The organism is Sphingomonas sp. HITSZ_GF, assembly GCF_029543155.1.
GTDB lineage: Bacteria > Pseudomonadota > Alphaproteobacteria > Sphingomonadales > Sphingomonadaceae > Sphingomonas.
Map to the genome: position 1 here is coordinate 481953 of NZ_JARQXA010000003.1, position 22841 is coordinate 504793.

Here is a 22841-nt window from a genome sequence, read left to right on the forward strand (position 1 = left end):
GCGCATGGCCGAGCGTTCGTTCAAGGCGGAAGTCGAGCAACTGCGGCTGGGAGACGGCGAGACCTTCCACGGCGAGGGCATCCTTGCCGTCACCAAGGCGCTGCTCCAGGCCGGCGTGGCCTATGTCGGCGGCTATCAGGGATCGCCGATCAGCCACCTGATGGACGTGTTCGCCGACGCGAACGACCTGATGGGCGAGCTGGGCGTCCATTTCGAAAGCTCGGCGAGCGAGGCCACGGCGGCGGCGATGCTGGCCGCGTCGGTCAACTATCCACTGCGCGGCGCGGTCGCGTGGAAATCGGTGGTGGGCACCAATGTCGCCTCGGACGCACTGTCCAACGTCGCCTCGGGCGGGGTGACCGGCGGGGCGCTGGTGATCCTGGGCGAGGATTATGGCGAAGGCTCCTCGATCATGCAGGAGCGCACCCATGCCTTTGCGATGAAGTCGCAGATGTGGCTGCTCGATCCGCGGCCAAGCCTGCCGGTGATAGTCGATATGGTCGAGAAGGGTTTCGAGCTGTCCGAGGCCTCGAACACGCCGGTGATGCTCGAGCTGCGGGTGCGGGCCTGCCATGTCACCGGCAGCTTCGTCGCGAAGGGCAACATGCGCCCGCCCCTGACGGTGGCCGAGGCGGCCGAGGCGCCGGTGCGCGATACCGACCGGATCGTGCTGCCCCCGGCCAATTTTCTCCACGAGGTGGAGAAGATCGAGCAGCGCTGGCCCGCCGCGATCCGCTTCGTGCAGGAACGCAAGCTCAACGAGCATTTCGGACCAGAGAGCGACGAGATCGGCATCATCGTGCAGGGCGGGCTGTTCAACTCGCTCAACCGCGCGCTGGAGCTGCTCAACCTGTCGGACGCGTACGGGAACGCCGCGATCCCGGTCTATGTCCTCAACGTCACCTATCCGCTGATCCCCGACGAGGTCCGCGACTTCTGCGCGGGCAAGCGCGCGGTGCTGGTGGTGGAGGAAGGCCAGCCCGAGTTCATCGAGCATGAGCTGAACACGCTGGTCCGCCGCGCCGGGCTCGATACGCACATCATCGGCAAGGACGTGCTGCCGCGCGCGGGCGAATATGGCGGCGCGGTGATCCGCGACGGCGTCGCCAAGTTCCTGCGCGCCCATGCCCCCGAGCGCGCGCCGGCCGAGGTGGAGAAGCCCGCCCCCGCCCTGCCGCCCAGCGCGGTGCCGCAGCGTCCGGCGGGCTTCTGCACGGGCTGCCCCGAGCGGCCGATCTTCTCGGCGATGAAGCTGGTGCAGAAGGAAATGGGCGCGTTCCACGTCTCCGCCGATATCGGCTGCCACCTCTTCTCGATCCTGCCGCCCTTCCATATCGGCAACACGACGATGGGCTATGGCCTGGGCACCGCCGGCGCCTCCGCGTTCAAGCCGCGGGACAAGCGGGCGATCGCGATCATGGGCGATGGCGGCTTCTGGCATAACGGCCTGACCTCCGGCATCGGCAACGCGGTCTTCAACCAGGACGACAACCTGACGATCATCGTCGACAACGGCTATTCGGCCGCGACCGGGGGGCAGGACATCCTCTCCTCGCGCGCCAAGCCGCCCAACCGCAAGACCAACAACCCGATCGAGAAGGCAGTGCGCGGCGTCGGCATCGGCTGGGCTCGGACGATGACGCGGACCTATGACGTGGCCGGCATGCGCGACGCGATCCGCGAGGCGCTGACGAGCAAAGAGAAGGGACCCAAGGTCCTCGTCGCCCAGTCCGAATGCCAGCTCAACCGCCAGCGCCGGGTGAAACCGCAACTGGCCAAGGCGATGAAGGCCGGCCAGCGGGTGGTGCGCGAGCGCTTCGGGGTCGATCCCGATACCTGCACCGGCGACCATAGCTGCATCCGCCTGTCCGGCTGCCCCTCGCTGACGATCAAGCCCAATCCCGATCCGCTGCGGCAGGATCCGATCGCCCACGTCGAGAACAGCTGCGTCGGCTGCGGCGTGTGCGGCGAGGTGAGCCATGCCGCGGTGCTCTGCCCCTCCTTCTACAAGGCCCATGTCATCGCCAATCCCGATCGCCGCGACCGTATCCGCCAGCGCATCCGCAGCTGGATGATCGGCGCCCTGCAGAAGCGCGGCGCCCGCGCCATCGCCGCGAGGGCCTTCTGATGGCCGAGCGCAAGCGCATCGCGATCGCGGTGCTGGGCTTGGGCGGTCAGGGCGGCGGCGTGCTGGCCGACTGGATCGTCCAGCTCGGCGAGCGGAACGGCTATGTCGCGCAGGGCACCTCCGTCCCCGGCGTGGCGCAGCGCACCGGCGCCACCATCTATTATATCGAGATGATCCCGGCCGGTGCAGACGCGCCGGTGCTCTCCCTCACCCCGATTCCGGGCGATGTCGACGTCGTCGTCGCTTCCGAACTGATGGAAACCGGCCGGGCGATCCTGCGCGGCTTCGTGTCGAAGGACACGGTGCTGATCGGATCGACCCACCGCGTCTATGCCATTTCCGAGAAGTCGGCGATGGGCGACGGGCGCGCGAGCAGCGAGCGGATCGTCGCCGCGGCCAACGAGCGCGCGAAACGCTTCATCGGGTTCGACATGGAAGCCGCGTCCGAGCGTGCGGGCACGGTGATCAGCTCGGTGCTGTTCGGCGCGCTCGCCGGAAGCGGCGCGCTCCCCTTCCCGCGCGAGGCGTTCGAAGCGGCGATCCGCGCGGGCGGCAAGGGCGTCGAGGCGAGCCTGAAGGGCTTTGCCTCGGGGTTCGACGCGGCGCAGGGCAAGCTGGCCGAGGCGGAAGCCGCAACGGGGAGCCCCGAGCCGACGACCGAGGCGGGCCGGACCTTTGCCGCGCGCCTCCGCGAACGGCTGCCGGCAGAGGCGCACGGCTTCGCGACCGAAGGCGTGAAGCGGCTGATGGACTATCAGGACGCCGGCTATGCCGCGCTCTATCTCGACCGGCTCGAAAGCTTGGACGGCACCCCGGAACTGATCGCCGAGGCGGCGCGCCATCTGGCGCTGTGGATGTCGTATGAGGATACGATCCGCGTTGCCGACCTCAAGGTCCGCGCCAGCCGCTTCGCGCGGGTGCGCGGCGAGGTGAAGGCGAGCGACGACCAGATCGTCCAGCTCACCGAATATATGCACCCGCGGCTCGAGGAGATCTGCGAGACGCTGCCCGCGGGCATCGGCCGGCGTATCCTTGCGAGCAAGACCTGGTCGCGGCAGCTGGCGCCGCTCTTCACCAAGGGTCGACATGTCGAGACGACGAGCCTGCGCTGGTTCCTGATGCTGTCGCTGCTCGCCGGCTGGCGGCGCCGGCGGCGCGGCACGCTACGCTACCAGATCGAGCAGGCGCGGATCGAGGACTGGCTGGCGCTGGTGCGGGCGGCCGCGCCCGATGCGGCGATCGAGCTGGTGCGCTGCCAGCGGCTGATCAAGGGCTATGGCGAGACGTTCGAGCGCGGCCTGGGGAACTATCAGCGGATCGTGGCGCGCTGGCAGGCCGGCGGGCTCGATGCGGCCGGGCTGCGACGCCTGCGCGAGGCGGCGCTTGCAGACGAGGAAGGCGTGGCGCTGACGGAGGCCTTGGCTTCGTAGCTTCTTAGCCTCCTATCTCGTCATCCCCGCGCAGGCGGGGATCCATTGACGCTGTCTCAGCGGTTCAATCCGACAGGTCAGCCAGAATGGATCCCCGCCTTCGCGGGGATGACGGTGAAATCGAGATGCCGGTTTGCGGGTCGGAGGACGTTATTTCCGCCCTGCGATCCAGCTGTCCACCACCGCCTCGAGCATCGTCATCGGCAGCTGGCCCTGGCCGAGAATCAGGTCGTGGAAGGCGCGGATGTCGAACTTGTCGCCGAGCGCGGCTTCGGCACGGTGGCGCAGCTCGAGGATCTTGAGCTCGCCGACCTTGTAGGCCACCGCCCCGCCCGGCGCGCCGATATAGCGGGCGAGCTCGGTATCGATGTTGATATCGGCCAGCGCGGTATTCTCGGTGAAGCAGGCGCGGGCCTGGGCGTAGCTCCAGCCCATCACATGGATGCCGGTATCCACCACCATCCGGCAGGCACGCCACATCTCGTTGGAGAGCGCGCCGAACTTCTCATAGGGATCGCGATACACGCCCATTTCGTGGCCCAGCCGCTCGGAATAGAGCGCCCAGCCCTCGCGAAAGGCGAGCAGGTCACGCTGGCGGCGGAAGCTCGGCCATTCGGGATGCTCCTGCGCGATCGCGGCATGGGTATGATGGCCCGGCGCCGCCTCGTGCAGGGTGAGCGACGGCACTTCGTAGAGCGGGCGCTGATCGAGGTGGGAGGTGTTGACGATGAAGCGGCCCGGGAACCCCCTGGAGAAGTCGCCGCCGCCCGAGCGGGCGGTGGTATAGCCCTCCTCGAGATCGAGGGGGACCGGCTCGACGGTGAAGGGTTGGCGCGGCAGCGTGCCGAACCAGCGGGGCAGCACGCCGTCGATCCGCTTGGCGGCGGCGCTGTACTTCTCGATCAGCTCCTCGCGGCTCTTCGCATAGAAGCGGGGATCGGTGCGAAGGTAGCGCAGCCACTCGGCGAAGCTGCCGGTGAAGCCGGCTTCGGCGATGACCTTGTCCATCTCGCCGCGGATGCGCTTCACCTCGGAGAGGCCGAGGGCGTGGACCTGTTCGGCGGTGAGATCGGTGGTGGTGTAGTAGCGTAGAAGGAAGCTGTAATAGTCGCTTCCGCCGCGGATGGTTGCGATGCCGAGGCCCTTGCGGGCATGCGCGCGGTATCGGCCGTCGATATAGGCCAGCATCGCGCGCTGGGCGGGACGGATCTCGCGCTCCAGCACGATGCTCGCTTCGGCGACCAGAGCCGTTCGCCCCTTCAGCGGCGCGAGCAGCGGGTCCTCCGCCACCGGCCGCGCGACCTGGGCGCGCAGCACTGCCACCGCGACGTCGACCACGCGCGCCGGCTGGGTCCAGCCCGTGGCGATGCCGCGCTCGAGATTGGCGCGCTGCTGCTCGAAATAGGCGGGCACGCCGCGCAGCCGGGCAATCCAGGCGTGGCCATCGGCATCGCTGCGCACCTCGACTCCGCGCGCGGTGTAATAGGGCGTGTTGTAGAAGCCCTCATGCGCGACAAAGGCGAAGCGGCGCTCGTCGAGATCGATGCCCTGGACGCGCCAGCCGATGATCTGGCGCAGGAAATCGCGGTTCACCTTGTCCTCGGACGCGAGCGCAGCATCGGGCAAGGCGGCGAGCGCCTTGTCGATCGCGAGCAGCTCGGCCTTGCGCGCGGCCATGCCGGCGGGCGTCTCGTCGGGCCAGCCGGCCGGCGCGTGCGACGGATCCGAGCGGCCCGCCTCCATCGGGAAGCGTTCGGTGAACGCCTCGTAGCGCGCGATCAGCGCATCGAGATCGGGCGCGCCCGCGCCGATCAGCAGCATCGCGCCGACCGGCAGGAGCAAGAGACGCAGGGCGCGGATCATGTGCATTCTCCCTTTAAGGCCGGCCAGTTACGGGTGGCATCGACGTTCAAATCCTCCCCCGGAGGAGCGTTGGGTTGGATTGCCGCCGGCAATCCAAGCCCATGCCGGGGGCATGGGCGACCCAACACTGGGGACCAGCGAAGCTGGTGGAGGGGTAGTCGCCACGAACGAGACGGTATCGCATGTGGAGAATACCTCTCCACCACCGCCTTCGGCGGCGGTCCCCCTCTCCCTCCGGGAGAGGATTTTGAAATGCGGTCGTCGCGCTGAACGTCGACGCCTCCTAGTTTGACAGCCTAGCCATCGTCATCAGCAGCTTGGGCAGCAGCGCCGCCCCGGCGTGGAAGCGGATCGGATGCGGCGTGCGCGGCGCCACCGAGAGCTGCTCGCGGCTGTTGGTCGCGATCGCCGCGGCGACTTCGATGCCGAGCTGGGTGTTGATGCCGATGCCGCGGCCATTGTCGGCCTGGATCGCCAGCGCGCCGTCGCCGAGATCGTAGAGCTCGGGCAGGAAGGACGAGTTCACCTGGGCGAGCCCTTCCCAGATATAGTCGATCCGCGGATCGGGCATCACGGCGAAATGCTGCTTCAGCCGGCGCTGCGCCTCGCGCAGATGCGCCTTGCCGCCATTGACCAGGAACGACATCGGGAAAGCCGAGATCAGATGCCCCTGCGCATCGAGCCGCGCAGTGAAGAGATAGGGCACCTTGTCGGTGAAGGCGCCGCCCTGGGGAAGGATCGTCTCGCGCTGGGCGGCGTCGAGCGGCGCGGTGGCGAACTGGACGACATGGAGCGGCAGCACGGTGCGCTTGAGCGCCGGGTGCAGCTTCGCATTGCCGCCATTGGCCGCCAGCACCACGCGCCGGGCCGAAACCGCGCCGCCGGGCGTGCGGGCGATCCAGCGGCCGCCGTCACGCACCAGCGTCTCGACCGGGCTCTGGGCGAACAACCGGGCGCCCTGCCTGAGCGCTGCATGCGCGATGCCGCGGACATAGCCGAGCGGGTTGATGCTGCCGCCGTCGCCGAAGCACAGCGCGCCGCAATAGCGCTCGACCCCGAAGATGTGCCGCGCCTCGCGCGCCTCGACGAAGCGCACGTCATAGCCGCGCGAGCTCCACTGATTGGCGTAGCGGCGCTGGTTCTGGGCGAGGTGCTCGCTGTGCGCGGGGGTATAGAACCCCTCCTGGCGGGCGTCGCAGTCGATCGCGTGGCGCTCGATCAGGTCGAACACCGCGCGGGCCGAGCCGCCGATCATCCGGGTCAGCCGCTCGCCGCGCAGCCGGCCGAGCACCGGCCCGATCGTCTCGGGCGTGTGGCGGATATAGTCGGGCGCGATCAGGCCGCCGCTCCAGCCGGTCGCCTGGTCGCCGGGCTGGCCTGCCTCGAGCAGCACCGTGTCGACCCCGGTCTCGGCCAAGTGCAGCGCCGTGGTCATGCCGGCGATGCCGCCGCCGATGACGAGCACTTCCGCTTCGATCTCGACGGCGAGCGGCGCGAGTTCGGGGCCGGGCGCCGCCGTCGCGACCCAGACCGGCGCGGTCGAGGGCCGATCGCCCTCGCGGCGGGAAATGGGCTGATGCTGCATCACCACGCCTTGCCCGGGGTGAAGCTGGGGGCCGGCGCGACGGGCATGAGCGCCCCCGCGACGTCCGTGATACGGGACGTTTGCATGTACTTCTGAACTCTCTGTTCGCTTCCCGAAGGAGCGGTGTCTGTGCGCTCCCTTCGCGGGAGCGGTGTTCCTCGAAACGGTCAGGCTGTGGCGGGCACGGCACTCCTTGCGCGCTCGGTTCGGCGCGCGATGGCGACGAAGGCCAGCACAAAGCAGAGGGCGACCGGCGTGTTCATGATCATCGGCAGCGACATCTGGTTGTTGCCGACGATGCTGACCGCGATGAAGATCGCCGTGCCTTCCTGGCGCATCAGATGCTCGATCCCGATCGAGATGTTCTCACGCCGGGTGAAGCCGGCGAAGCGCACGATCGTCATCACCACGCAGACCATGATCAGGTTGAGCGCGACGGTGATCCAGAACAGCGCGCCGAGATTCTCGCGCAGCACCGGCACCTGATCGAACAGGATCACGCCGAACGCGCTGAACAGCACGACCATCGCGATGTTCTTGAGATACTTCTTCACCGTGAGTGCCAGGCCCGGGCGCAGCGCCCGCAGCGTGAAGCCGGCGGCGGCGGGCAGCACGGTGATCGAGAAGATGTCCCAGAAGAAGGCGCCGAGCGGCACCTTCACATCGGCCTCCAACCCCATGAAGTGGAGCAGCGCGAAATGCGCGTAGAAGGGGACCGTGACGATGTAGAGCATGCTGAGCAGCAGCGTCATCGACATCGACAAGGCGAGATCGCCCTTGGCCATGTCGGTGAACAGGTTGGAGAGCATGCCGCCCGGCGTGGTGGCGAGCAGCACGAAGCCCACCGCCAGCGCCGGCGTGGGCGCCACGGTGAGCGCCAGCGTGAGCCCGATCGCGGGCGGCACGATCAGCATCGAGCAGACGCCGAAGATCAGCGCGCGCTTGTTGCGGAATACCTGGCGGAAATCCTCGGCCGTGAGCGACAGGCCCATCGAGACCATGATCGCGATCAGCGAGCCGGGAAGCACCCAATGGCCCAGGATGGACATCAGATCGGCATAGGTCATGTCCGCTCCCCCTCAGGCCGGTTCGACAGTGATGGTGCAGGCGCCGTTCCGACGGATCGTGCGGCAATCGGCGACGGCCTTTTCCAGATCCTCGTCGAGGATGCGGGCGCAGACATTGGCCTGGATCCAGCCGAACGGCATCAGCAGCCGGCCGCCGGCACCGTAGAAGATGCCGATGTCGTAGAACGGCCCGGGCGGCAGGCCCTGGGTGCTGCCCGCGGCGAGATAGGCGAGCACGATGTCGCCGGCGCCGGGATAGGAAGTGGCGTTCTCGGCCGGAATCGTCGGCTGGGCCATCCCCTGGGGCAGCGCCGCCGAGGGCATCGGCACCGAAATCTCGGGCCCGGTCCAGATCGCGTGCATCGCCTCGAACGCGGCGCGCCGCGTGGCCAGGTCGCGCAGGAAATCACAGGATTGCGGAGCGGCGGCCGGAAGCAGGCGGCAGCGCGCCGACAGTCCCGATTTCGGCTCCGTGAACTTTACCAGATCCATCGAAAGCATGCCCCCTATTCGCCCGTCGCCATCGACAGATATTCTTCCTTCTGCAGCGCGATCGGCACATTGCCGTTGGTCCAGAGATAATCGTGGAAGCGCTTGAGATCGAAGGACTTGCCTTCGCGCACCCGCGCCTCTGCGAGGAACTCGGTCGTCTGCATCTTGCCGATCTGGTAGCTGATCGCCTGGCCGGGGGCGGCGGCGAAGAAGGTGGCTTCCTCGCGCGCCGTCCCGCGGTCCATCGGGACCATCTTTTCCAGATAGTCGGCAGCCTGGGCGATGGTGAATTCACCTAGCGCCAGCTTCACGTCCACTTCGACCCGAAGGGCACGCAATCTCGCAAAATTGTAGATGATCTCGCGCGTCTTGGGCGCATCGGCCCAGAACCCCGCCTGGAGCATCATCTCCTCGGCATAGAAGCCGGTCCCCTCGTTCGCGCCGCTGTCATAATAGCGGCGGCGGATCGGATCGGGGTTCTTCCAGCTGAGGCTGAGCTGGAAGAAATGGCCGGGCACGCCCTCGTGCACGATGATCGGCCGCGGATCGCGCGCGATCGAGAGGTTGAAATAGCCGAGCTTGGGCGAGGGATCGGGGAGATAGACGGTCGCGTCATCCCCCACCCGTTCGATGCTGGTGAAGTCGAAGGTGCGCCCCAGCCACTCGATCGGCGCGAGATAGGCGGGGAAAGGCTGGGCCTTGTAATGGCCGACCCAGGCGGGGACCGTCAGCAGCTTCTTCTCGGTGAGGAACTGGCGGACCTTCAACTCCTCGGCATCGAGGCGCGCGGTGACCGCGGCGATCGAAGGACCGATCGGCAGCTCGGCAAGCCCGGCATTGCGGTTGCGCTCGAGCGTCTCGAACAGCACCGAGCGCGCCCATTCCTGGCGGCCCATCACCTGGAGTTCCTCGGGCGAATAGGGATAGAGCCCGACATTGCCGAGGAAATAGAGATAGCTCTCGCGGCCCACCGCGGTCTGCTCGGGCAGGCCGGCGCGCTTCGATTTCAGGAAATCGGCATAGCCGGCGAACGCGACGATCGCCTTTTCGACCGCGGCGGCGAGACGCTTCTTCTGCGCCGCATCGGCATAGGGGGCGAGCCCAGCGGCCATACCGCGCAGGCCCTCGGGCACTTCGGCGAGCTGGCTCAGCGCGACGTCGACGAACGGCCCGCGCATATCGTCCAGGTTCGCCCGGCCGGCGGCGAGGACCGCGGGGGCGTTGCCGAGCAGGTGGATGACCTCATCGAGGCGGGCATGCGAGACCGGCGGCTTGGGCAGGAGCAGCTCGAACACCGGATTGAGCGCCTGCGCCGTGTAGAAATGCGGCTGGCGGCGCCAGGCGGCGACATGGTCCATTTCCCAATGGACGCGCGCCAGCGCCGAGCCGACCAGCCGGTAATCGACCTTCTCGGTGACGCTCTGCGGCGCGCTCGCCAGCGCCTTCCAGCGCGCCTCGAAGGCGGCGAGCTGCTTGCGCTGCGCGGCGACGCCGGCCGGCGACCAGTCCGGCAGCCAGCCGGCGGGGCGCACGATGCGCGGGATGTCGTCGCTGCTCGCTGGCTGGGTGGTGCCGCGCCAGGCCCAGAAATCGGCACCCAGCTGCTGGACGGCAGGCTGGGCAGCCGCCGGCTGCGCAGCCAGCTGGGCCACCAGCAAGGTGGCGCCTCCCATCACAACCGCGATGCCCCTGCGCAGCATCGCTTACTTCCGGTTCTTCACATTGCGATCGAAGAAATCGGCCATCTTCTTGAACGCGAAGCGGGTCTGCGGAATGTTCTCGGCATCCCAGGGATGGTTGGCGCCCGGCAGCGTCACCAGCTCGAAGGGCTGGCCGCGCTGGATCATCTGCTCGGTCAGCGCCATCGTATCCGAATAGAGCACCACGGAATCGCGGGTGCCGTGGATGATCATCAGCGGATCCTTGATCCCCTTGGCCTGGTAGAGCGCCGACTGCGCTTCGTAGCGCGCGGGCATGTCCGGCCCGTCGGGCGGACCCATGATCCACATCTGCGCAGGGAAGGCATGCCAGACATTGGTGGCCGGCGCGCCGGCGACGCCCGCGGCATAGAGGCCAGGCTTCTTCGACAGCGACATGACCGTCATCAGGCCGCCATAGCTGGAGCCCCAGATGCCGATGCGCTTGGGATCGGCATAGCCCTGGGCGATCAGATAGCGGACGCCGCTCTCGATATCGTTGATGTCGGTCTCGCCATAGCTTTCATACTGGGTCTGGTTGTGCTCGCGCCCCTGCCCCCACGATCCGCGGATGTTGACGGTCATGACGATATAGCCCTGCGAGACGAAATACTGATCGATCCCCCAGGTCGGGTGCGCACGCCGCCCGCCCCATTGGTTGTGCACGGCGTCCGAATAGTTCGAGCCCATGATCACCGGATATTTCTTCGACGGATCGAAATTGGCCGGGACGCTGATCCGGCCGAGCAGATTCATCCCGTCGACATGGCTCGGGAACTGGACATAGCTCGTCTTCGCCCAGGTCTGGCCGTAGAAATCGGGCTGGGGCGACTTGGTGACCTGCACCGCCTTGCCGGGCTTCGCCGTGTCGATGACGAACAGCTCGGGCGGCAGATCGTCATTGCTGTACCAGTCGGCGATCTTGCTGAAATCGGGGGAATAGACCGGCTCGTGCGTGCCGCCCGCCGGGCCGCTCATCTGCTCGATCTTGCCGCCCGCGACCGAGACCCGGTAGAGCTGGCGATCCTGCAGCGCCGACTTGTTGGCGGTGAAATAGAGCTGCTTGTTCTTGGCATCGACCGCGAAGGAGGCGATTTCCCACTTGCCGCTGGTGATCTGGCGCGGCGCCTCGCCGGCCTTTTTCTGCTGGTAGAGCTGGAGCCAGCCATCGCGATCGGTGAGGATGATCAGGCCGTCGTCGCCCGGCGCCCAGGCGACCTTCCAGTCCGGACGGAGATGCTTGGGCTCGCGCAGCTGGTAGAAGGTCTCGCGGGCGCCGGTGGCGGCGTCGTAGAGATAGATGGTGTGCTCCTTGGCCTCCATGTCGGCGCTGCTGACGAACAGCCGCTTGCCGTCATGCGACAGGCCATAGCCCCAGACGTCGTGCTTGGCATCGGGGCGCTCGAACAGGCGAGCCTTGGCGGTAGCGAGGTCGACGACGCCGATGGTCGTCTTGCTGGTCTCCTCGCCCGGGAAGGCGCGGATCACGCGGTTGTTCTGCTGCTGACCCTTGGCGCTGTAGAAGATGTCGCGCTCGGGCATGGCGCGGTCGTCGGCCTGCTGGAAGGCGATCGCCTTGCCGCTGTCAGCCCAGTCGAAGCTCTCGACATAGACTTTCGGATCGTCGCTGCCGACCAGACGGGTGGCGGCGACGCCCTCGCCTGCCGCAGCGTCGCGGACCCAGAGCTGGCCGCCGGGAGCGATAGCAGTGCCATTGGTCGCGGCGGCGACGAAGGCGAGCTTGCTGCCGTCGGGCGAGACGGCGAGCTTGCGGACGCCGCGCTTGTCGCCCTCGACCTTGACGATCGTGCCGTCGGCCTCGCGGATGTTGAGCTGGCCGCCCAGGGTGAAGGCGATGCGACCCTTGGGCAGGAACACTGCCTGGCCGATGCCCTTGGCTTCGGCTTCGGGCTTGCTGTCCTTGCCGAGGAAGGTCAGCCGGGTCTTCTGGCCGGTCTTTGGAGAGTAGGACCAGATGTCGCGGAACGAATAGCCTTCGTCGTTCCACAGGAAGAGGACGGCGCTGCCGTCAGCCGCCCAGCTATAGCCGAGCGGCTCAAGGCCGACGAGGCTCTTGTAGCGATAGAGCTCGTCAATCGAGAAGCTGGTGCCCGGCACGCTGGCGGCGCCCTTTGCCGGCGCCTGGGCCTGCTGGGCCGAGGCGGAAGGCGCCGCAGCCAGCGATGCGATCGCCAGAGCCACCGACATCGCATGAACCGAAACGCGGAACTTGATCATCTTCCCGACACCTTCACTCGCTTGTCACGCTTCCGGCCCGAAGGCCGGTTGCCGGCGACGACGGCATGTCCGCCGCCGCCGGACTTTGGGCCTTAGAACTTCTTTCGGAAGCCGATGGTGAACCGGCGACCGATCGCGTCATAGGTATCACGCTCGTACAGCTGGAACGGCGGGTTGTGGTCGCCCAGATTGTCGATCGTGCCGAAGAAGCTGAAGGTCTTGTCGACGTCGTAGGAGGCGCTGAGATCGAAATAGCTGATCTGGCCCGTCTCCGGCACCGCGAGCAGCGGCATCGCCGCGCCCGAGGCGATCGCCGCCGCGATACGCCCGTCCTTCACCGAGCCGATGAAGCGGTGGCGCAGCGAGAGCTGGAGCGCGTCGGTGGCATCCCAGGTCAGGCGCTGGGTGAAGCGCCACTTGGGGTTGGCGTTGCCGCAGCTGCCGCCGCCGATATAGCCGGCGCAATCCACCGCCGCGACGATCGGGCTGCTCTGGACGATGCTGTTGATGAGGTAGCTGCCGGCCAGATAATAGCTGAAGCGGCCGAACGAGCCGGTGTCGTACTTGTAGTCCAGACGGAAATCGACGCCCGCGGTCTTCATCGAAGCGATGTTGGCGTTGAGCAGCGGCACGTCATAGAGCTGGCCGTCCGACGTACGGTGGTTGAGCGGCTGGCAGAAGATGTTGCTCATCGACAGGTTGGCGCGGCAGGCGGTGATCACCGACTGCAGACCGCCGCCGAACGCCGCGATCGCACCGTCGATCTTGATGTTGTAATAGTCGACGGTGAGCTGGAGGTTCGGCACGAACTCCGGACGGAACACGGCACCCAGCGACCAGGTATCCGAGGTCTCTTCCTGCAGATCGGGGTTGCCGCCGGTGATCGCGCGGATCTGGACGTTCTCCTGCTGGAACACGTCGATCACGCTAGCCGGCACGCCCAGGGAGCTGATGCAGAAGCTGCGCTCGGCCGCGGTACGGTTGGCACCGGTGGCGTTGCAGAAGTCGGTCGCCTGCGGCGCGGTGTTGGTGGCACCCGAATAGAGCTCGGTCACGTTCGGCGCACGCACGGCGCGCTGATAGAGACCGCGGATCTTCAGGCTCTTGACCGGCGAGAACTCACCACCGGCCTTCCACGACGTCACGCCGCCCGCGGTCGAGTAATCCGAATAGCGGATGCCGCCTTCGAACGAGAGCATGTGGACGAAGGGCAGATCGGCCAGGATCGGCACGACGAGCTCGCCATAGACTTCCTTGACGTCGAAGCTGCCGCCGGTCGCCTGGATGCCCGCCGAGCGCGAGAGCGCCTTGCCCTGGATGTAGAGCTGGTCGGGAGTGAAGGTGGAGCTTTCCTTGCGATATTCGGCGCCGACCGAGATGCCGACATTACCCGCGGGCAGCTTGAACAGCGTGCCGGTGAGGCTCGCGCCGGCCTGCTTCTGATCGACCACCGTGATGTTGGTGAGATCGGTGTAGATATAGTCGATCATCTCCTGGGTCATCGAATTCAGCCCGAACGGGTTGATCGTGACGCAGCGCGTGTCGGTGGTCAGGCAGTCATAGGGATTGCTGGGGTTGGTCAGGAACGCGTTGGCGAAATTGTCGATCAGCACGCCGCCGCCCTGGACTTCGGTGATCCGGACATGGCCCTGATTGTAGAAGACCTCCCAGTTCAGCTTGTCGGTGAGCGGGCCGCGCAGGCCGGCGACGAAGCGCGAGAACTCGCGGGTCTGGTCGTCAGTGCGCGAACCGAAGTCGAGCAGGCGGCGATTGATGTTGAGCGTGACGAGATTGTCGCCGTCGCTGTCCAGGTTGGTGCGCAGGAACTCGCGCAGCGACGAGGACAGATAGGGATTGCGCAGGTCGAACTGGAAGTTCGGCAGGAAGCCCGAGCTGCTCATCGGCACCGCGCCCAGCGTCGAGTTGATCTCGTTGCGGACGTAGGAGCCTTCCCAGAAGGCGGTGATGCTCTCGGTCACGTCATAATGGCCAAGGATCGAGCCCGACCAGCGCTTCATCGGCATCTGGAGATTGGTGTAGGGGCGGTCGTTGAAGCCGTCGGCCGTCTGATAGGCGCGCCAGCCTTCGGGCGCGAAGAAGATGCCGGCGGTGCCGATCGTGTTGCCGAACTGATCGGTCTTGCCGACCAGCGCCGGGCTGAAGATCGTGCCCTGCGGGGTGACGCCGTTGCCGCCGGGGACGAGCACGCCCACGCCGTTCTGCACGGCATCGACCAGGTAGAGCGAGGCGTGGTCGCGCGCGGCGCCCTTCACCATCGCACGGTCGTAATAGCTGCCGTTGAACACGATGTTGCCGCGGCCATCGGCGAAATTGCCGCCGACGGTGAGATCGATATTGTAGCGGGCGGCATCGCCTTCATCGCTGATGCCGTATTGGCCGCTGAGCTCCATCCCCTGGAAATTGTCCTTGGTGACGAAGTTCACGACGCCGGCCATCGCGTCCGAACCATACACGGCCGAGGCACCGCCGGTGACGACTTCGACGCGCTCGATCAGCGAGGGCGGGATCATGTTGATGTCGACCACGCCGTCCTGGCTGGAGCCGACGATGCGGCGGCCGTTCTGCAGCACCAGCGTGCGCGCCGCGCCGAGATTGCGCAGGTTGACCGTGGCCGAGCCATTGCCCGCATTCGACTGGGCGCCCGAACCGGCGACCGCCTGCGGCAGCGCGTTGAGCAGCTGTTCGGTCTCGGCGGTGGCGGTCTGCTTGATTTCCTCGCTGCCGATCACGTTGACCGGGCTGTTCGAATCGACGTCGGGACGCGGAATGCGCGAACCGGTGACGACGATCGCCTCGCCTTCCTGAGTTTCCGGCTCGGCGGTCTGTGCCATCGCCGTACCCATCATCATCATGGTGGCGAGCAGCGCGGATCCGCCCCGCAACCCCGCCCGCATCACTGCAACTCGCTTACTGCCCATGTTCGTGTCTCCCCGAATGGATATGCCCGCCTGCCTCGCTCCGCCCAGGCGTCGTTCGCCGCGCCCTTTTCCGTGAACAAGTGCGTGATTTTGAGCATATTGGAAACGGACGGTCAATTCGGGGTAGTGAAAAAATGTGAAAAGTGTCGCTTTCTGGTAACAAAGCTGCCGGGAAACCCGCGTTTGCGCACGGTTTTTTGCGGCGCTCGAAACTGGCCGGCGACGCTTCGACATTTGCCGAGAAGAAGCTGCAATCGGCGCTGACGGCGCCAGGAATCCGCAGTTTTCTGCCGATTCGCACCGTTTCGGACTGGTATTGAACGCCCCACACGCCACCGAGATAACACCGATTCGGTGGCTCTTGACCAGTGCCCGCTCCGCGCGCATCGTATTACAAATCACATGTTTTTCGTTTTATTTCGAAAGATCGCGTAGCTGCGACGGCGCGCGACCAGGGACGACGAGGGAGACCGACATGCGTGCAAAGGGACTGGTGACCGCTCTGCTCCTGGCCGGGAGCGCCGCGCCGGCGGCCCTTGGCATCGCGCCGGCCAGCGCGCAGCAGGCAGCACCGCAGCCGGACGGACCGCCGCGCGGCAGCCAGGGCCATGCCGAGCTCGTCACGCTGTTCACTGCCTTCGACGCCTGGCGCAAGCCGGCGGCGGTGAACGGCGTGGTCGACTACAGCCCCGCCGCAGTGGAGAAGCGCCGCGCCGAGCTGCGCGCCTTCCAGGCGAAGCTGCCCGATTTCGCGGTGGCGAGCTGGGACCGCCACCAGCAGGTCGACTATCTCGCCGTGCGCGCGCAGATGGACCTGCAGGATTTCAGCCTGAACATCCTGAAGCCCTGGGCACGCGACCCCGGCATGTATGTCGATGAGCTGCAGGACCTGGCCTATACCGAGCTGCCGCTGAAGGACGAGGCGCTGGCCAAGTTCCGCGCCCGGCTGAAGGCGATCCCGGCCTATCTCGCCCAGGCGAAGATCAACCTCGATTCGGTCGCGTCGGACTATGCCGATCTGGCGCTGCACAGCCTGTCGCACGGCGACGGCGTGGGGCACGGCATGCCCTATCGCGCGGTGGAGCCCGAGGGGCTGATCGGCTGGTTCGCCGATCTGCGCGGCCGCGCGGCCAAGCAGCAGCCCGAGCTGGTGGGCGACATCAAGACCGCCGAGACCGCGATCCGCGGCTTTCGCGACTGGCTGACCGCCGGGCGCCCGACGATGACCGCGCGCGCCGGGGTGGGCAAGCCGGCCTATGACTGGTTCCTCGCCAATGTGCGGCTGATGCCCTACACCTCGGACGAGGTGGTGACGCTCGCCAATCGCGAGCTCACCCGCTTCTGGGCCGACTACACCACCGAGCGGCATCGCAACCGCAATCTGCCCGAGCTGCAGCTCCCCAAGTCCGGCGCGGAATATGAGGCGCAGCTCGCCGGCACCGACGCCAAGATCCGCAAATGGCTGAAGGACGAGGAGATCCTCACGATCCCGGACTATATCCCGGGCACCTATCAGGAAGTGGGCTTCAACGCGCCCTGGATCGTGCGGCCGACGGGGCCGATGTTCTGGGAGCAGATCCAGTTCCGCGACGCTTCCCCCGATCACCTCCACGCCACCTTCCCCGGCCACCGCTTCGACGGGATGACCGGCAAGCGGGTGACCGACCCGATCCGCAGCAAGGTGAGCGACAGCGGGCGCACCGAAGGCTGGGGCTTCTACCTGGAGGAGAGCGCGCTCCAGCTCGGCCTGTTCGACGACCGACCGCGCACCCGCGAGCTGATCTACATCTTCGGCCTGTTCCGCGCGGCGCGGACGATCGGCGACGTGAAGATGCAGCGCAACGAGATGACCGTCAGCGAGACGATGCAGTTCTGGAAGCAGTGGACGCCCTATCTCGACGACAATGTCGCGCGCACCGATGCCGGCATCTATATCCGCCGCCCGCCGGGCTATGGCATGACCTATACGATCGGCGCGATGCAGCTGCAGCAGCTGCTGGTCGATCGCCGCCGCCAGCTGGGCGACAAGTTCTCGCTGCGCGACTATCACGACTATCTGATGAACACCGGGCGGCTGCCCGTGTCGCTGCTGCGCTACGACCTGACCGGCTATGACGACCAGGTGCGGGGCTTCTGGCACCACGTGCCGCTGTCGGGGGTGGCGCGGTAGGGCCCTTCAAAAATCCTCCCCCGGAGGGGGAGGGGGACCAGCCGAAGGCTGGTGGAGGGGGCTTGCCGCAAGCGGCATCGCATGCGGCGTTCCCTCTCCACCACGACGCTTCGCGTCGCGGTCCCCCTCTCCCTCCGGGAGAGGATTTGTTGGATGATGGTATCACCCGTTACCGGATTGACGAACGCCCGCGGCTCTCCAATCATCCGGGCATGACGGAACCGCTTCCCGCATTCCCCGATGCCTTCAACATGGCGGACTATTTCGTGTTCGCGAATGTGGAGGCCGGGCGCGGAGACAAGACCGCCTTGCTCTTCGAGGACCGGGCGATCAGCTATGCCGAGGTGGCGGCGAACGTCACCCGGGTGGCCGAGCGGCTGCTGGCGTCGGGACTGCTGCCCGAGCAGCGGGTGCTGCTGTGCATGCGCGACTGCCCCGAGTTCGTCTATGCTTGGTTCGGGGCGATCAAGGCGGGCGCGGTGGTCACCCAGGTCAACCCGATGCTGCCGGCGGCGGACTACGCTTATTATCTCGGCTATGTGAAGCCGCAGTTCGCCTTCATCGACGAAACCAGCCTGGAAGCGTTCGAGGCAGCGCGCAGCGAGGCGCGGCACTGCCGGGCGCCGGGATCGGTGATCCTGGTCGGCGAGGCATCCGGGCTGCCGGGGTTCGACGCCTGGATCGCCGCCACCGCCCCTCCCGCCCCACCGCCCTGGCCGACGCGCAAGGACGATCCCGCCGTGTGGCTGTTCACCAGCGGCACCACCGGGCAGAGCAAGGGCGCCGTCCACTGCCATTTCCACTTCGCCTATAACAGCGAGGTCTATGCCAAGGCCTTTATAGGCATGGCGGAAAGCGACGTCACGCTTTCCGGGCCGCGGCTCTATTTCGGCTATGCCACGGGCACCAACCTGATGTTCCCCTTCGCGGTGGGGGCGACCGCGATCCTGTTCCGCGAGCAGCCGACGCCGGACATCCTGTTCGCGCTGATCGAGCGGCACCGGCCGACCGTGCTGACCAACGTGCCGACGCTGATCAGCAAGATGCTGGAGGCGGAGGCGCGGGCGCCGGACCTTTCGAGCGTCCGGATGATGTGGAGCGCGGGCGAGGCGCTGCCGCGCGAGCTGCACGAACGCTGGAACGCGCGCTTCGGCGTGCCGATCATCGACGGGATCGGCAGCGCGGAGAGCTTCCACATCTATATCAGCAACCGCCCCGGCGACATCCGGCCCGGCAGCCTGGGCAAGCTGGTGCCCGGATATGAGGCGGACCTGCTCGGCGAGAACGGCATGCCGATCGCCGGCGGCGAGATCGGTGTGCTGCGCATCCGCGGTGATTCCGCGGCGCTCTATTATCATAGCGACTATGCCAAATCGAAGCGCCACCTGGGCGGCGGCGCGATCGTGAGCGGCGACCTGTTCCGGCGCGATGCCGAGGGCTATTGGTATTATGAAGGCCGCGGCGACGACATGATCAAGAGCGGCGGCATCTATGTGAGCCCGCTCGAGGTGGAGGGGTGCCTGGGCGAGCATCCGGCGGTGCGCGAATGCTGCGTGTTCGGCCGGGCGGACGCGAACGGGCTGGAGAAGCCGGTGGCGGTGATCGTGCCGCGCGAGGCAGCCACGGCGGGCGAGGCGCTGAAGGCCGAGCTGCTCGATTTCGTCCGGGCGCGGCTGGCGCGCTACAAGGTGCCGCACCAGGTCTATATCGCGGATACGCCGCTGCCGCGGAACGACCGCGACAAGATCGATCGCAAGAAGCTGCGGGAGGCCTATCGATGATGCTCGGCGACCAGCCCTGGACGCGGGTGCAGGCGGCGCTTGCCGGCGGCGCGCCGGTGGTGGCGATCCTGCCGCTCGGCGCGGTCGAGGCGCATGGGCCGCACCTGCCGCTGTGCACCGACGGGATTCTTTCCGAAGGGATGGCGCGGCGCGCGGCGGCGCTGCTCGGCGAAGAAGGCATGCAGGCGTTCGTGCTGCCCACCCTCGCCTATGCCCCGGCGCATTATGCCGAGGCGTTCGCCGGCACGATCTCGATCGGCGAGGCCACCGCGCGCGCGGTGATCCTAGACATCGCGGCAAGCCTCAAGGCGCAGGGCTTTGCCTGCCTGGCGCTGGCCAACAGCCATTTCGATCCCGCGAACGTCGCGATGCTGCGCGGGCTGGCGGCCGAGGTGGCGGCGATCGGCCTGCGGCTGGCCTTTCCGGACTTCACCCGCCGCGCGCTGGCCGCCGAGCTGACCGAGGAGTTCGTCTCTGGCGCCTGCCATGCCGGCCAGTTCGAGACGAGCCTGGTGCTGGCCGACCGGCCCGACCTGGTCGACGAGCCGGCGCGCGCCGGGCTTGCCGACAACCCTGCCAGCCTGGTCACTGCCTTTGCCGCGGGCGCGACGAGCTTCGCCGAGGCGGGCGGGCCGGATGCCTATTTCGGCTACCCCGCCCGCGCCACCGCCGAGGAAGGCGCGGCGACCTCAAACATCATGGCCCGGGCGATCGTGCGCGCCACGCTGGACGCGCTGGCGCAGTCCTAGGGCTCGAGCGTGGTGGTGCGCACCGCCTGCGCATCGACCGCGGCGCGGCTGAACAGCATCGGCTGCATCCGGCCCGCGATCCACGGCGCATAGCCGTCGCGATAGTGCGGCGAGCGCGGGTCGTTCGACTGGCCCGGGAAGTTGAGCATCAGCGAATTGTCCCAGGCGCCGACGTCGATCACCTGGAGATAGCTCGCCCCGCCGCTCACCCGCCAGCCGGCGCCGAGCCAGCGCGCCATCACCGTATAGCCGTCTCCGCCCGAACCCTCGCCCTCGATCGGGGGAAAGGCCGCCGCGATCGCCGGGATGCGGGCGAGTGGGTGTGCGATGCGGACCTGGTGGAGCGCACCCCAGCGCCACTTGGCCGGATCGGCACCGAGCGCCTCGACCGCGGATTTCCAGGCGGCGGCGAGCGCGGCATCGAACAGCCTGTCGCGCGCCGCCACGGGATCGGCACCGAACCGCGCATCGGGGGTGGCGAGCAGGCCGAGCAGCACCGAGGGCGCGATGCCCTCGACCAGCCCGCGCGCCCGTTCGGGCACGATCAGCGCCAGCATCCGCCGGCCCAGCTCGCGCCACAGCATCTCGTGCAGCGCGGCGGCGCCGCTGTCTGCGGTGAGCCGCGCATCCCAGCCGCGCAGCACCGCGAGCGCGCGTTCGGCATCGGGCGACCCGCGCGCCGGGAGCAGCGCCACCAGCTGCTTCGCCGGCGTGGACAGCGTGTCGTGCTGGAGCGCGACGCTGTCCGCCAGGCTGTGCTTCGGCTGGGCGGACAGCACCTCGGCAACGCGGTCGTAGCGATAGGGATCGCGGAAGGAGAAGGCCGGGATGCGGTCGCGCGGCCAGCCGGCGGGAAGGTTGTTCTGGTTGGCCGAGGCGAACCAGCCCCTGGCCGGGTTATAATCGCTGGGCAGCGCGCGGAAATCGCGCATGCCGGTCCAGTCGTAGCGCCCGTCGCCCGGAACCGGCAGCAGCCCGTCGCCCTTGCGGCGCACCGGCACATAGCCGATCGCCTGCCAGCCGTGATTGCCGTCGATATCGGCATAATGGAAGTTGGTCGGCGAGGGATGGAAGCGGAAGGCGTTCTTCTGCAGATCCTCCCAATCGCGCGCGAGGTTGATCGCGATCATCGCGAAGACGCCGCTCGCGCCCGGCCGGGTGCCGATCGAGGCGAGCACGGTGGCGCGGTGGCGGGCCGGATCGTGCGAGACGACCGCGCCCTGCACGGCATGGCGCAGGGTCGCCGCCGCGACGGTGCCGCCCTTGACCGCAATGGCGACATCGGTGCGCTCGAACCGTTTCCAGCCCCCCTCATGCCGATAGCGCTCGGGATCGGCGGGATCGAGCTCGAGGACGAACAGGTCCTCCTGGTCGATGTGGAAGTTGGTGCGGCCGAAGGCGAAGCGATCGGTGTGCCCCTGCATGATCCCGGGCAGGCCGGGCGCCCCGCCGCCGATCAGGTCGAGCCCGGGCGCGGTGAGATGCGCGACATGGCGCGGGCCGAAGCCGCCGATGCCGAGATGCGGATCATTGGCGAGGATCGGGCGGCCCGTGGCAGTGCGCTGCGGCCCGACCGTCCAGGCGTTGCTGCCCGCATTGGCGCGGTCGATAGCGGTCGCCGCGATCCCGCCCTGCTGGTCCGGCACGATGCTGCCAAAGGGCAGCGACCCCAGGTTGAGCACGCCGAGATCGGCTTCGGACACCGCCGCGACGTCGAGCCCTTCGGGCACGCGCATCGTCCAGGCCGGGCGCAGCGGCGCCACCACCGCATCGAGATCGAGCAACCCCAGCGCCGCCAGCCGGGCGCGGCGGATCTCGTCGTCGACATTGCCGATCGACGCTTCCCGCGCGCGGATCATGTCGCGCAGGCTCCATTTGATCGGGATCACGCCCAGGATGCGATATTCGAGCGGGAGCAGCGCAGGATCGGCCAGCACCTCGTCGATCCGCGCGTTGATCCCGGCGACATAGGCGCGGGCGCAGGCAACGATCTCGTCGGGGACGTCGGCCAGTTCCTTGTCGATGTCGCCGCGATAGTGGAACAGCCGGGCCGCGGCGTCATGCGGGACGAAGGCGGCGCCGAACGCCTCGGCCATCCGCCCCATCTCGCGGCGGTGGGCGAAGTCGATCTGGAACAGCCGATCGCGCGCGACGACATAGCCCTGGCCGAAAAAGGCATCCGGGATCGATGCGGCGCGGATGTGGGGAACGCCGTAGGGATCGTCGAGGATCGCGATCGGCGCCCCCAGCCCCGGCGCGCCGAGCCGCCGCACCGCCGAGATCCGTGCCGCCCCGGCGGTCGGAGCCAGCGCGATCGTCGCAACCGAGCCGAGCAGGAACGAGCGGCGGTTGAGCATCGGCAAGTCTCCGGAAGATTGGACGCGCAGGCTAGCGGGCTCTCAGGCAATGTCCCATGGCAAGGGCTGGCGCGGCCATAGGGCAAGGCTATGGCGGAGGCCGAGCCATAGGCTATGCCTATGGTTTGCCAAAGCAATAGACGCCCCAAAAGCCTTGACGCTTTCCGGCGCGACCCGGCACCTTCCCGCAGTCCGCGACCGACATTGCACAGAAGATGCAGATGCGCGCGGGGGCGCAGGAATCGAACATTCAGTTCCGCCGATCGATCGGCACGAGTGCTTAGGGGATTCATATGACAGTTCGAGGGAAGCTAGGTCGGCGCGCACGCGGGGTCGCATTTTTCT

14 protein-coding genes are annotated in these 22841 nt (G+C 67.5%); 6 read left to right on the plus strand and 8 right to left on the minus strand.

Going from position 1 to position 22841, the window contains the following annotated elements; translation table 11 throughout:
* The first annotated feature begins 4 nt into the window (after positions 1-4).
* On the plus strand, positions 5-2128 hold the full coding sequence (locus tag P6144_RS11115; RefSeq protein WP_277767825.1) for an indolepyruvate ferredoxin oxidoreductase subunit alpha: 2124 nt from the start codon (positions 5-7) through the stop codon (positions 2126-2128).
* On the plus strand, positions 2128-3558 hold the full coding sequence (locus P6144_RS11120) for an indolepyruvate oxidoreductase subunit beta family protein (protein ID WP_277767826.1): 1431 nt from the start codon (positions 2128-2130) through the stop codon (positions 3556-3558). The genes P6144_RS11115 and P6144_RS11120 overlap by 1 nt, the downstream gene beginning before the upstream one ends.
* A 150-nt stretch (positions 3559-3708) precedes the next feature.
* Here the strand turns inward: P6144_RS11120 and P6144_RS11125 are convergent, their stop codons facing one another.
* The 7 genes from P6144_RS11125 to P6144_RS11155 form a co-directional block, all read right to left on the minus strand.
* Positions 3709-5421 carry a DUF885 family protein gene (locus P6144_RS11125; RefSeq protein WP_277767827.1) on the minus strand — a complete coding sequence of 571 codons (1713 nt, stop codon included), beginning with the start codon at positions 5419-5421 and terminating at the stop codon, positions 3709-3711.
* 283 nt (positions 5422-5704) lie between these two features.
* Positions 5705-7006: an FAD-dependent oxidoreductase gene (locus tag P6144_RS11130; RefSeq protein ID WP_277767828.1), complete on the minus strand. Its 1302-nt coding sequence runs from the start codon at positions 7004-7006 to the stop codon at positions 5705-5707.
* A gap of 167 nt (positions 7007-7173) precedes the next feature.
* Positions 7174-8073, minus strand: coding sequence for a bile acid:sodium symporter (locus P6144_RS11135; RefSeq protein WP_277767829.1), 900 nt, complete (start codon positions 8071-8073; stop codon positions 7174-7176).
* Between the two features lie 12 nt (positions 8074-8085).
* Complete coding sequence (locus P6144_RS11140) at positions 8086-8565, minus strand: DUF3830 family protein (protein WP_277767830.1); 480 nt, start codon at positions 8563-8565, stop codon at positions 8086-8088.
* Positions 8566-8579: 14 nt separating this feature from the next.
* Positions 8580-10265 carry a DUF885 family protein gene (locus P6144_RS11145; RefSeq protein ID WP_277767831.1) on the minus strand — a complete coding sequence of 562 codons (1686 nt, stop codon included), beginning with the start codon at positions 10263-10265 and terminating at the stop codon, positions 8580-8582.
* Between the two features lie 3 nt (positions 10266-10268).
* Positions 10269-12500 carry a prolyl oligopeptidase family serine peptidase gene (locus tag P6144_RS11150; protein ID WP_277767832.1) on the minus strand — a complete coding sequence of 744 codons (2232 nt, stop codon included), beginning with the start codon at positions 12498-12500 and terminating at the stop codon, positions 10269-10271.
* A gap of 92 nt (positions 12501-12592) precedes the next feature.
* Positions 12593-15439 (minus strand): TonB-dependent receptor, encoded by a 2847-nt coding sequence (locus P6144_RS11155; RefSeq protein ID WP_277767833.1) that lies wholly within the window; start codon positions 15437-15439, stop codon positions 12593-12595.
* Positions 15440-15582: 143 nt separating this feature from the next.
* Between P6144_RS11155 and P6144_RS11160 the strand changes: the two genes are divergently transcribed.
* From P6144_RS11160 to P6144_RS11175, 4 genes are all read left to right on the plus strand, one after another.
* Positions 15583-15759: a hypothetical protein gene (locus P6144_RS11160; RefSeq protein WP_277767834.1), complete on the plus strand. Its 177-nt coding sequence runs from the start codon at positions 15583-15585 to the stop codon at positions 15757-15759.
* A gap of 155 nt (positions 15760-15914) precedes the next feature.
* On the plus strand, positions 15915-17609 hold the full coding sequence (locus P6144_RS11165; protein WP_277767835.1) for a DUF885 family protein: 1695 nt from the start codon (positions 15915-15917) through the stop codon (positions 17607-17609).
* Between the two features lie 212 nt (positions 17610-17821).
* Positions 17822-19390, plus strand: a complete 1569-nt coding sequence (locus P6144_RS11170; protein WP_277767836.1) for a benzoate-CoA ligase family protein — start codon at positions 17822-17824, stop codon at positions 19388-19390.
* Positions 19387-20139, plus strand: coding sequence for a creatininase family protein (locus P6144_RS11175; protein WP_277767837.1), 753 nt, complete (start codon positions 19387-19389; stop codon positions 20137-20139). Before P6144_RS11170 ends, P6144_RS11175 begins: the two co-directional genes overlap by 4 nt.
* Here the strand turns inward: P6144_RS11175 and P6144_RS11180 are convergent.
* Positions 20136-22496, minus strand: coding sequence for a penicillin acylase family protein (locus tag P6144_RS11180; protein ID WP_277767838.1), 2361 nt, complete (start codon positions 22494-22496; stop codon positions 20136-20138). The two genes, P6144_RS11175 and P6144_RS11180, sit on opposite strands and share 4 nt — an antisense overlap.
* Positions 22497-22841: the final 345 nt, after the last annotated feature.